Source organism: Streptomyces lincolnensis (assembly GCF_021173675.1).
Taxonomy (GTDB): Bacteria; Actinomycetota; Actinomycetes; order Streptomycetales; family Streptomycetaceae; genus Streptomyces; species Streptomyces lincolnensis_B.
The window spans coordinates 219,387-230,423 of record NZ_JAIHON010000005.1 but is presented as its reverse complement, the minus strand read 5'-3'; the positions used below and the strand labels follow the sequence as shown (position 1 = coordinate 230,423).

Annotated in this window: 12 protein-coding genes; 9 read left to right on the top strand and 3 right to left on the bottom strand. The window is 69.4% G+C overall.

What is annotated here, in order from left to right; genetic code table 11:
* The first annotated feature begins 19 nt into the window (after positions 1-19).
* The 6 genes from K4B79_RS15355 (at position 20) to K4B79_RS15330 (ending at position 4,445) form a co-directional block, all read left to right on the top strand.
* A complete protein-coding gene (locus K4B79_RS15355) occupies positions 20-457 on the top strand; it encodes a DUF3052 domain-containing protein (RefSeq protein ID WP_232027136.1) in 438 nt (145 codons plus the stop codon).
* A gap of 111 nt (positions 458-568) precedes the next feature.
* On the top strand, positions 569-1,027 hold the full coding sequence (locus tag K4B79_RS15350) for a peroxiredoxin (RefSeq protein WP_232027135.1): 459 nt from the start codon (positions 569-571) through the stop codon (positions 1,025-1,027).
* A gap of 113 nt (positions 1,028-1,140) precedes the next feature.
* On the top strand, positions 1,141-1,716 hold the full coding sequence (locus K4B79_RS15345) for a TerD family protein (RefSeq protein WP_232027134.1): 576 nt from the start codon (positions 1,141-1,143) through the stop codon (positions 1,714-1,716).
* Between the two features lie 98 nt (positions 1,717-1,814).
* Complete coding sequence (locus K4B79_RS15340) at positions 1,815-2,390, top strand: TerD family protein (RefSeq protein ID WP_232027133.1); 576 nt, start codon at positions 1,815-1,817, stop codon at positions 2,388-2,390.
* A 49-nt stretch (positions 2,391-2,439) separates the two neighbouring features.
* Positions 2,440-3,588 (top strand): DUF475 domain-containing protein, encoded by a 1,149-nt coding sequence (locus K4B79_RS15335; RefSeq protein ID WP_232027132.1) that lies wholly within the window; start codon positions 2,440-2,442, stop codon positions 3,586-3,588.
* A gap of 119 nt (positions 3,589-3,707) precedes the next feature.
* Positions 3,708-4,445, top strand: coding sequence for a TerD family protein (locus K4B79_RS15330; protein WP_232027131.1), 738 nt, complete (start codon positions 3,708-3,710; stop codon positions 4,443-4,445).
* Between the two features lie 5 nt (positions 4,446-4,450).
* Here K4B79_RS15330 and K4B79_RS15325 read toward each other — a convergent pair whose 3' ends face one another.
* Positions 4,451-5,284 (bottom strand): TerD family protein, encoded by an 834-nt coding sequence (locus K4B79_RS15325; protein WP_232027130.1) that lies wholly within the window; start codon positions 5,282-5,284, stop codon positions 4,451-4,453.
* Positions 5,285-5,503: 219 nt separating this feature from the next.
* Between K4B79_RS15325 and K4B79_RS15320 the strand changes: the two genes are divergently transcribed.
* From K4B79_RS15320 to K4B79_RS15310, 3 genes are read left to right on the top strand one after another with little or no spacing between them, the layout of a single operon-like run.
* Positions 5,504-6,670, top strand: coding sequence for an HpcH/HpaI aldolase/citrate lyase family protein (locus K4B79_RS15320; protein ID WP_232027129.1), 1,167 nt, complete (start codon positions 5,504-5,506; stop codon positions 6,668-6,670).
* A gap of 25 nt (positions 6,671-6,695) precedes the next feature.
* On the top strand, positions 6,696-9,200 hold the full coding sequence (locus tag K4B79_RS15315; protein ID WP_232027128.1) for a phosphoribosyltransferase: 2,505 nt from the start codon (positions 6,696-6,698) through the stop codon (positions 9,198-9,200).
* Entirely contained in the window at positions 9,200-10,015 is an 816-nt protein-coding gene (locus K4B79_RS15310) for an HAD family hydrolase (protein WP_232027127.1), read from the top strand. The genes K4B79_RS15315 and K4B79_RS15310 overlap by 1 nt, the downstream gene beginning before the upstream one ends.
* Here K4B79_RS15310 and K4B79_RS15305 read toward each other — a convergent pair.
* Positions 10,012-10,668, bottom strand: coding sequence for a DedA family protein (locus tag K4B79_RS15305; RefSeq protein ID WP_232027126.1), 657 nt, complete (start codon positions 10,666-10,668; stop codon positions 10,012-10,014). The genes K4B79_RS15310 and K4B79_RS15305 overlap by 4 nt on opposite strands.
* Positions 10,669-10,781: 113 nt before the next feature.
* The gene (locus tag K4B79_RS15300) at positions 10,782-11,006 is read right to left on the bottom strand and encodes an FmdB family zinc ribbon protein (protein WP_232027125.1); all 225 of its coding nucleotides are present in this window, start codon (positions 11,004-11,006) and stop codon (positions 10,782-10,784) included.
* Positions 11,007-11,037 lie beyond the last annotated feature (31 nt).

Here is an 11,037-nt window from a genome sequence, read left to right as displayed (position 1 = left end):
CATGATCAGGAGGCAACCCGTGAGCGCGACCGCGGACCACGCGGAGGAGCGGACGAGCCCTGCCGTCAGGCTGGGGTTCCAGCCCGAGCAGGTGGTCCAGGAGATCGGCTACGACGACGACGTAGACCAGGAACTCCGCGAGGCCATTGAGGAAGTCATCGGCAGCGACCTCGTGGACGAGGACTACGACGACGTAGCGGATGCCGTGGTGCTGTGGTTCCGCGACGAGGACGGCGACCTGACGGATGTGCTGGTGGACGCCACCACGTACATCGAAGAAGGCGGTTCGATCCTGCTGCTGACGCCCAAGACCGGGCGTGACGGCTACGTGGAGCCGAGCGACATCTCCGAAGCCGCGACGACGGCCGGCCTCTCCGCGTCCAAGAGCGTCAGCGTCGGCAAGGACTGGAGCGGCAGCAGGCTGGTGACGCCCAAGGCCGCCAAGACCAAGAAGTAGGCCCGAACGCCGGACGGGCCGGTCCAGCACCGGCCCGTCCGAAGCCGTGCGGTGATCGCTGCGTAGGGTGGGAGTCACCCGAACAGCCCCACCGAAGGGACATCCGAGGCGATGGCGATCCAGGTCGGCGACAAGGCCCCCGACTTCGAGCTCAAGGACAACCACGGCGCGACCGTCCGGCTCTCCGACTTCCGCGGAGCCAAGAACGTCGTGCTGCTCTTCTACCCCTTCGCCTTCACCGGTGTGTGCACCGGCGAGCTGTGCGAGCTGCGCGACAACCTCCCGAAGTTCTCCGACCGGGACACCCAGCTGCTCGCCGTCTCCAACGACTCCATCCACACCCTGCGCGTCTTCGCCGAGCAGGAGGGCCTGGACTACCCCCTGCTCAGCGACTTCTGGCCGCACGGCGAGGTCTCTCGCGCCTACGGCGTCTTCGCCGAGGACAAGGGCTGCGCGGTGCGCGGCACCTTCGTCATCGACAAGGAGGGCGTGGTCCGCTGGACCGTCGTCAACGCCCTGCCCGACGCCCGTGACCTGAACGACTACGTCAAGGCGCTCGACACCCTCTGATTCTTCGGTTCCAAGGCATGCGTGGTGCGGGAACCCGTCACTAGGATCGACTCGTTGATCCGACATCGAACGCACGGCGGGGCTCCCCGCCCCTGGACACCAATGGAGGACTCGTGGGAGTCAGCCTCAGCAAGGGCGGCAACGTATCTCTGAGCAAGGAGGCGCCGGGACTGACCGCGGTCGTCGTCGGTCTGGGGTGGGACATCCGCACCACGACCGGCACGGACTTCGACCTCGACGCCAGCGCACTGCTGACGAACGCCGAGGGCAAGGTCAGCAGCGACGCCAACTTCGTGTTCTTCAACAACCTCAAGAGCGCCGACGGCTCGGTCGAGCACACCGGTGACAACCTCACCGGTGAGGGCGAGGGCGACGACGAGCAGATCAAGGTCAACCTCGCCGCCGTCCCGGCCGACGTCGAGAAGATCGTCTTCCCGGTCTCGATCTACGACGCCGAGAACCGCCAGCAGTCCTTCGGTCAGGTCCGCAACGCGTTCATCCGCGTCGTGAACCAGGCCGGCGGCGCCGAGATCGCGCGCTACGACCTCTCCGAGGACGCCTCCACCGAGACCGCCATGGTCTTCGGCGAGCTCTACCGGCACGGCGCGGAGTGGAAGTTCCGTGCCATCGGCCAGGGCTATGCCTCCGGTCTGCGCGGCATCGCCCAGGACTTCGGTGTGAACGTCTGACCCTGGGGGTCTTCGTCCGGCGCCGCACGGTTTGCGTGCGGCGCCGGACGCGCAGGACAAGCAGTGAAGCACCACCGTCTCGGGGAGGGACCAGCGCAATGGGCGTCACGCTCGCCAAGGGAGGCAATGTCTCCCTGTCCAAGGCCGCACCCAATCTCACCCAGGTGATGATCGGGCTCGGCTGGGACGCTCGATCCACCACCGGAGCCGACTTCGACCTCGACGCCAGCGCCCTGATGTGCACCAACGGGCGTGTGATGGGGGACGAGTGGTTCATCTTCTACAACCAGCTCAAGAGTCCGGACGGCTCGGTCGAGCACACCGGTGACAACCTCACCGGTGAGGGCGAGGGCGACGACGAGTCGCTGCTGATCGACCTCTCCAAGGTGCCGCCGCAGTGCGACAAGATCATCTTCCCCGTCTCCATCCACATGGCCGACGAGCGCGGCCAGACCTTCGGCCAGGTCAGCAACGCCTTCATCCGCGTGGTCAACCAGGCCGACGGCCAGGAACTCGCCCGGTACGACCTCAGCGAGGACGCCTCCACCGAGACCGCGATGATCTTCGGCGAGGTCTATCGCCATCAGGGCGAATGGAAGTTCAGGGCGGTCGGCCAGGGGTACGCGTCGGGACTGCGGGGCATCGCTCTAGACTTCGGAGTCAATGTTTCGTAAAGCCGAGTACGGCGTGGTAGAGATCCGTACTTAGAGGATTGGGTAGCCAGTGGTTCTGAAAACCTTCGGCTGGTCGTTCGCGGTCACCGCGCTCGGCCTCGTCGCGGCGGTCTTCTACGGGGGGTGGACCGCCTTCGGTGTCGTGGCGATCCTTTCCGTCCTCGAGATCTCCCTCTCGTTCGACAACGCGGTGGTCAACGCCGGGATCCTGAAGAAGATGAGTGCCTTCTGGCAGAAGATCTTCCTCACCATCGGCATCCTCATCGCGGTCTTCGGCATGCGACTGGTCTTCCCCGTCGTCATCGTGGCGGTCAGCGCCTCCATGGGTCCCATCGAGGCCGTCGACCTCGCCCTGACCGACAAGGACCGTTACCAGCAGCTGGTGACGGACGCCCACCCGTCCATCGCCGCCTTCGGCGGCATGTTCCTGCTGATGATCTTCCTCGACTTCATCTTCGAGGACCGTGACATCAAGTGGCTCGGCTGGCTGGAGCGTCCGCTCGCCAAGCTCGGGAAGATCGACATGCTGTCGGTCTGCATCGCCCTGATCATCCTGCTGATCTCCGCGATGACCTTCGCCACCCACGCCCACCAGCACGGCGGCACCCACGTCGACAAGGCGGAGACGGTCCTCATCTCCGGTGTCGCGGGCCTGATCACCTACATGATCGTCGGCGGCCTCTCCGGCTACTTCGAGGACAAGCTCGAAGAGGAGGAGGAGCGCGAGCACGAGGCCGAGGAGCAGGCCGAGCGCGAGGGCAAGCCCAAGTCGGCCATCGTCCTGGTCGGCCGGGCGGCGTTCTTCATGTTCCTCTACCTGGAAGTCCTCGACGCGTCCTTCTCCTTCGACGGCGTGATCGGCGCCTTCGCCATCACCAACGACATCGTCCTGATGGCCCTCGGCCTCGGCATCGGCGCCATGTACGTCCGGTCGCTGACCGTGTACCTGGTCCGCCAGGGCACCCTCGACGACTACGTCTACCTGGAGCACGGCGCCCACTACGCGATCGGCGCCCTCGCCATCATCCTGCTGGTCACCATCCAGTACGAGATCCACGAGCTCATCACCGGCTCGATCGGCGTGATCCTGATCGCCTGGTCCTTCTGGTCCTCCGTGCGCCGCAACAAGGCGATCGCGGCCGCCGAGGGAAAAGCGGCGGGCTCGGACGACAAGACTGAGGTGTCGTCCGGGGTGTGATCAGCTTCTGCATGAGGAACGCTCTGAGCGGGGCGGTGTCGGGGACGACTCCCCGGCGCCGCCCCGCCGGGCTTTGACGGCTGCCACGGCAGCCGCGTCGACAGCGAACTGGGGCGGGAATGGGCTTCTTCGACGGACTCTGGCGCGGCCGCGAAACCGACTTCGACTCGGGAAACGCCGCCACCAACGCCATCGAACTGACCAAACGGCACAGCCAGGTCTCCCTCACCAAGCAGGGCGCGGCCACCGGGCATCTGCGCATCAACCTGGCCTGGCGGATGCGGACCTCCGACCTGGGCGGGTCCCAGCGGGAGAGCCTGCTGCGGCACCCCTTCAAGGCGCTCAAACCGCCGGAGGTCCTCGGACACAGCCAGAGCATGGTCAACGTCGACCTCGACCTGGGATGCCTGTACGAACTCGCCGACGGCACCAAGGGGGTCGTACAGCCGCTGGGCGGCCTCCTCGGGGACACCAACGGGGCGCCGTACGTGAAGCTCAGCGGGGACGACCGGTTCGGGTCGGCGTCCGGGGAGACGATGTACGTCAACCTCGACCACAAGGACGCCATCAAGCGGCTGCTGGTGTTCGTGTACATCTACGACCAGACGCCGGCGTTCGACCGTACGCACGCGATCGTCACGCTCTACCCGAGCAACGGGCCGCGGATCGAGATACATCTCGACGAGCGGCATCCGCAGGCCCGGTCCTGCGCGGTGGTGATGATCGAGAACGTGAAGGGCGAGCTGATGGTCCGGCGCGAGGTGCGGTTCGTCTACGGCTTCCAGGGCGAGCTGGACCGGCTGTACGGGTGGGGACTGCAGTGGGGGCGGGGCTACAAGGCGAAGGCCGAGCGGTAACGCCTTTACCGCCCGATGAACTGCGGCCCCTGCGGCGGCAGCCTGAAGTCCGGGTCCGGGAGGGTCGATACCGCCGGGGGATAGCCGTAGGCCGGCTGGGCCGTGGCCGCCGCGGGCTGCTGGGGGTAGCCGTAGGCGGGCTGGGCGGGGACGGCGGTGGCCGGCGGGGCCGGGACGACCGTCGGCTGCTCCGGGGGCAGGGGCTGGGAGATCTCCGAGGCCTGCTGGGTGGCGGGCGACGGCGGGACGACCGTCGTCGCGAGCTCGTCCGGGGCGGCCGGGGAGTCCAGGCCCTCCGACTCGTCCACCGAGATGCCGTAGTCGGTCGCCAGGTCCTGGAGGCCGTCCAGATAGCCCTCACCCAGCGCGCGGAACTTCCAGCCCTCGCCACGGCGGTACAGCTCGCCGCAGATCAGGGCGGTCTCCCGGCCGGTCTCCGGCTTGATGTCGAAGTACGCCAGCGGCTCACCGTCGGCGGCCGTGGCGTCGTACAGCAGGATGCGCAGACCCTGCACCCGGTCGAACGTGGCGCCGTCCGCCGAAGCGACCAGAAGAATCTGGCCGACGTCGGACTCGACACCGGCCAGATCTGTCTGGATCGTATCGGTGGGACCCTCGGCCACCCGCTTCTTGCCGAGGAGCCAGACCTTCCCGGAAGGGTGCCGGGGCTGGTTGTAGAAGACGAAGTCCTCGTCGGATCGCACACGACCGCCGGGGCCGAGGAGCAGCGCCGAGGCGTCGACGACCGGGACCCCCTGCCCGGGCGCCCAGCGCAGCACGGCGCGTACCGTGGTGGTCTTGAGCGGGACGTTCGACCCCTTCAGCATCGCGTGCGTCATGCGGTCATCCTGCCCTCTCGGTCCTGGTCACGACAACGCGGGGGTGCCGGATTCCCCGGGGTGTCGTCATGGTGTCGATACAGCCGTGTTCGGCTGTGTTCGTCCGCGTTACCAGAAATTCATGCCCGGCGGGAACCCCCGACATGGGTCTCTACGTACTATTACCGGCCACCTGTGAATCGGTCACAGGAGGACGCTCAGTCAACACGGGGGAGCTCTATGCGTCATTTCGGGCACATCGCCCCTGAGGTGCGGCAGCGTCTGTTCCACCAGGAGCCCTGCGAGTTCACCGCCGACTCCTCGGCCCGGCTGCTCTCCGCGGCCCTGGGCGCCACGCTCTACAGTCCGGCCACCCGGCCCCGGCTCGCCGACGACGTCGTCAAGCAGACCGGACGCGGCGTGGTCTCCATGGTGCTGTGCCTGGAGGACTCGATCGGCGACGAGGACGTCGCGGACGCCGAGGAGAACCTCGTACGACAGTTCACCGACCTCGCCGGCCGCACGGGCATCGATCTCCCGCTGCTGTTCGTCCGGGTCCGCTCCCCCCAGCAGATCCCCGACCTCGTACGACGGCTCGGCCCCGCCGTCCGGCTGCTGTCCGGATTCGTGCTGCCGAAGTTCACCGAGGAGCGCGGCATCCCCTTCCTGGAGGCCCTCTCCGGCGCCGAGGCGGCCAGCGGACGCCGGCTGTTCGCCATGCCCGTGCTGGAGTCGCCCGAGCTGATGTACCGCGAGTCACGGGTGGAGACCCTGGAGGGCATCGCCCGCGCCGTCGACAAGTACCGCGACCGCGTGCTGGCGCTCCGCCTCGGCGTGACCGACTTCTGCTCCTCCTACGGCCTGCGCCGCGCCCCCGACATGACCGCCTGGGACGTCCAGATCGTCGCCTCGGTCATCGCCGACGTGGTGAACATGCTCGGCCGGGCCGACGGCACCGGCTTCACGGTGACCGGACCGGTCTGGGAGTACTTCCGCGTCCAGGAGCGCATGTTCAAGCCCCAGCTGCGCCGCAGCCCCTTCCTGGAGGGCCAGGCCGAGGAACTGCGCGAGGCGCTCATCGAGCACGCCATGGACGGGCTGCTCCGCGAGATCTCCCTCGACCAGGCCAACGGCCTGCTCGGCAAGACCTGCATCCACCCCTCCCACGTGCTGCCCGTGCACGCGCTCTCCGTGGTCAGCCACGAGGAGTTCAGCGACGCCCAGGACATCCTGCGGCCGGAGCGCGGCGGCGGCGGGGTGCTCAGGTCGCAGTACACGAACAAAATGAACGAAGTGAAGCCGCACCGCGCCTGGGCCGAGCGGACCCTGCTGCGCGCCGAGGTCTTCGGTGTGGCCAACGAGGACATCGGCTTCGTGGAGCTCCTCGCCGCCGGAATCCCCGGCTGAATCAACGCCGAACACCTAGGGACGTATGAACAAGGCAGTGAACGACGGGGGCCGGCCGGGACCGGACGGGGTCTGGTCCGGGACGTGGGTCGCCGAACGGCTCGGCGTCGAACTCGTGGGCGACGATCAGCTGACCGACCTCCTGGGGCTCGCCCTGCGCCGCAACCCCAAGCGGGCCCACCTGCTCGTCTCCCACGTCCTCGGCAAGCACGTACCCCAGTCGCCGAGCGTGGTCTACGACCACGGGGTCACCCTCGGCCGCCGGGTGCGGGAGCTGCTGGGCACCGAGGAGGCGGGCCGCGCGGTCGTCCTCGGCTACGCCGAGACCGCCACCGGCCTCGGCCACTCCGTCGCCGACGGCATCGGCCTCGCCCCCTACCTCCACTCCACCCGCCGCCCGGTCCCGGGCCTCACCCCGGCAGGCGGCTTCGAGGAGTCCCACTCCCACGCCACGTCGCATCTCTTGTTGCCGGAAGACCCGGGGCTCCTGTCCGGCGACGGCCCGTTGGTCCTTGTAGACGACGAGTTCTCCACGGGCAACACGGTCCTCAACACGATCCGGGATCTGCACGCGCGGTACCCGCGGGGCCGGTACGTGGTGGTCGCCCTGGTGGACATGCGGTCGGAGGCGGACGCGGGCCGCCTGGACACCTTCGCGGAGGAGATAGGCGCGAGGGTGGACCTGGTAGCAGCAGCATCGGGCACGGTGAACCTGCCGGAGGGGGTGCTGGAAAAAGGCCAGGAATTGGTAGCAAGGTTCGAGGGAAGCACCCTAGGGGCGCGGGGCTGTGTTGAATCTGCGGCTACCGCCGCGCGGGCGCGACCAGCCCCCACAGACCCGCACCCGGCATTCGACCGCGTGGACCTCTTCTGGCCCCGAAACCTCCCAGACGGCGGCCGCCACGGCTTCACACCGGCCCACCGAATACGCCTGGAAGCCGCCCTCCCCGAGATGGCGGCCCAGCTCGCACAAGCCCTCCCCGCCACAGCCCACCGCGTCCACATCCTCGGCTTCGAAGAGCTGATGTACACGCCCCTGAGGCTCGCCCACGAACTGGAGCGGACCGTCGAGGACGTAGACGTCACCTACTCCACCACCACCCGCTCACCCGTCCTCGCCGTGGACGACCCCGGCTACGCCATCCGCACCCGCCTCACCTTCCCCGCCCACGACACCCCCGCCGACGGCCCCGGCGACCGCTACGCCTACAACATCGCCGGCGCCGGCTTCGACGCGGTCGTCGCCGTGGTCGACTCGGTCGCCGACACCCCCGAACTGCACGCCCCCGACGGCCTCCTGGCCCAACTCGCCGCACACACCCGGCAGGTCGTCCTCGCGGTCGTCCCCAGCTACACCCCCGAAAGGCCCCCCATGCTCCCCGAGCCCCTCCGAGGCCCCGCCTTCTCCAGTTACGCTCCGGAGGAGGTCGGCTGGCTGCTCCAGGACCTCTCGGACGTGACGCTGGAGGCGCCGACCGAGGAGCGCGAGGAGGCCATCCAGAGCGGCGGCGCGCACTACGCGGAGTCGCTGCCGGTGGAGTACCAGCCCAGCGAGCAGTACCAGGAGCTGTTCCACGCGGCACTGGAGACGTCGGCGGCGCGGATCGCGCAGGCGGTCGGCGCGGTCACCGAACTCGTCCTCGCCGAGCGCTCCCCGCGCCCCGTGCTCGTCTCGCTGGCCCGCGCCGGCACGCCCGTCGGCGTGCTGATGCGCCGCTGGGCCCAGTTCCGGCACGGCCTGGACCTGCCCCACTACGCCGTCTCGATCGTCCGCGGCCGGGGCATCGACGCCAACGCCCTGCGCTGGCTGGCCGCCCACCACGACCCCCGGGACGTCGTCTTCGTCGACGGCTGGACCGGCAAGGGCGCCATCACCCGCGAACTCGCCGACGCCGTCAAGGAGTTCGAGGACTCCGACGGCATCACCGGCTTCGACCCGGAGATAGCGGTGCTGGCCGACCCCGGCTCGTGCGTGAAGACGTACGGCACCCGCGAGGACTTCCTGATCCCGTCCGCGTGCCTCAACTCCACGGTCTCCGGCCTGATCTCCCGCACCGTCCTGCGCGCGGACCTGGTCGGCCCGAACGACTTCCACGGCGCGAAGTTCTACCGCGAACTCGCCGACACCGACGTCTCCGTGGCCTTCCTGGACGCCGTCGCCGCCCGCTTCCCCGAGGTCGTGGACGCCGTCGACGCGCACACCAAGGAACTGCTGTCCGGCGACCGCGCACCCACCTGGGAGGGCTGGGCCGCCGTGGAGCGCATCAGCGAGGAGTACGGCATCCACGACGTCAACCTCGTCAAGCCCGGCGTCGGCGAGACCACCCGGGTGCTGCTGCGCCGGGTGCCCTGGAAGATCCTCGCGAAGGCCGGTGCGGGCGCCGACCTCGACCATGTCCGACTGCTCGCCGAACAGAGAGGTGTCCCGGTGGAAGAGGTCGCCGAACTCCCGTACACCTGCGTGGGGTTGATCCACCCCAAGTACACGCGGGGCGCCACGGGCGCCGACGGCAGGGCGGTGAACGCCTGATGTCCGCACCGGTGCTCGTCGCCAGCGATCTCGACCGTACGCTCATCTACTCCGCCGCGGCCCTCGCGCTGACCATGCCGGACGCCCGGGCGCCCAGGCTGCTGTGCGTCGAGGTGCACGAGAGCAGGCCACTGTCGTTCATGACCGAGACCTCGGCCGCACTGCTCACCGAACTCGGGGACGCGGCCGTCTTCGTCCCGACGACCACCCGCACCCGCAAGCAGTACCAGCGCATCAACCTGCCGGGCCCCACGCCGACGTACGCGATCTGCGCCAATGGCGGGCACCTTCTCGTCGACGGCGTCACCGACGCCGACTGGCACGCGCGCGTACAGGCCCGGCTCGCCGAGGAGTGCGCCCCGCTCGACGAGATCCGCGAGCACCTGATGGCCTCCGCCGACCCGCTGTGGGTGCGCAAGCACCGCGTCGCCGAGGACCTCTTCGCCTACCTGGTCGTCGAACGCGAACTGCTCCCCGAGGACTGGGTGAAGGAACTCGCCGTCTGGGCGGAGAACCGCGGCTGGACGGTCTCCCTCCAGGGCCGCAAGATCTACGCCGTCCCCAAACCGCTCACCAAGAGCGCCGCCATGCGCGAGGTCGCCCGCCGCACCGGCGCCGCGCTGACCCTCGCCGCCGGCGACTCCCTCCTCGACGCCGACCTCCTCCTCGCATCCGACAAGGGCTGGCGCCCCGGCCACGGCGAACTCGCCGACGCCGCCTGGACCGCCCCGGCGATCGCCGCGCTGCCGGAGCGGGGCGTGCTGGCGGGCGAGCGGATCCTGCGCGAGTTCCTGCGCGAGGCCCGAACCGGCTAACGCCCCGCCGGTTCGCTCTCGCGCGGTGTGCCCGACCTGCGGCGTCCCGGTCCGGGGCGCCGCAGCAGTCGTACGACGACGAAGGCGGCCAGGGCCAGGACGGCCGCCACCAGGACCACCTTGGAGTAGGCGGAGACCATGTCGGTGACCTGGGCCCAGTTGTCGCCCAGCGCGTACCCGGCGAGGACGAACACCGTGTTCCAGATGGCGCTGCCCAGCGTGGTCAGGCCGAGGAAGACGGGCAGGGGCATGCGCTCGACGCCGGCCGGTACGGAGATCAGGCTGCGGAAGATGGGGATCATCCGGCCGAAGAAGACCGCCTTGGTGCCGTGCTTGAGGAACCAGGCCTCCGTCTTCTCGATGTCGGAGACCTTCACCAGCGGCAGCCGGGCCGCGATCGCCACCGTGCGGTCACGGCCGAGCAGCGCGCCGACACCGTAGAGCGCGAGCGCGCCGACCACCGAACCCGCGGTCGTCCACAGCAGGGCGGCCCACAGGTTCATCTGTCCGGTGCTCGCCGCGAAACCCGCGAGCGGCAGGATCACCTCGCTCGGGAGCGGGGGGAAGAGGTTCTCCAGGGCGATGGCGATACCGGCGCCGGGCGCGCCCAGCGTGTCCATGAGCCCGTTGATCCACTGCGGTGCGGCTGTCATGCCTGCCACCGTAGGGATCCGGAGCTGAAGGGAGCCTGAGGAAGGTTGCCTCGGGCGCCGGCCGCGACGGTGGTGTCAGGCCGCGACGGTGGTGTCAGGCCACGAGGGTCGCGTCAGCCGCAGGAGCCCCCGCCGCAGCAGCCGCCCCCACCGCCGCCGCCCGCGCGGGGCGCGGGGGCGGGCGCGGCGGACGAGCCGCCGACCGCCACCGTGGACAGCAGCTTCACCGTGTCGTCGTGGCCCGCGGGGCAGTCGGCGGGCGCGGCGGACTCCGCCATCGGACGGCTCAGTTCGAAGGTGTCGCCGCAGGTCCGGCAGCGGTACTCGTAGCGAGGCATGGGCACAGGGTATCCGGCCGCCGCGGACCGT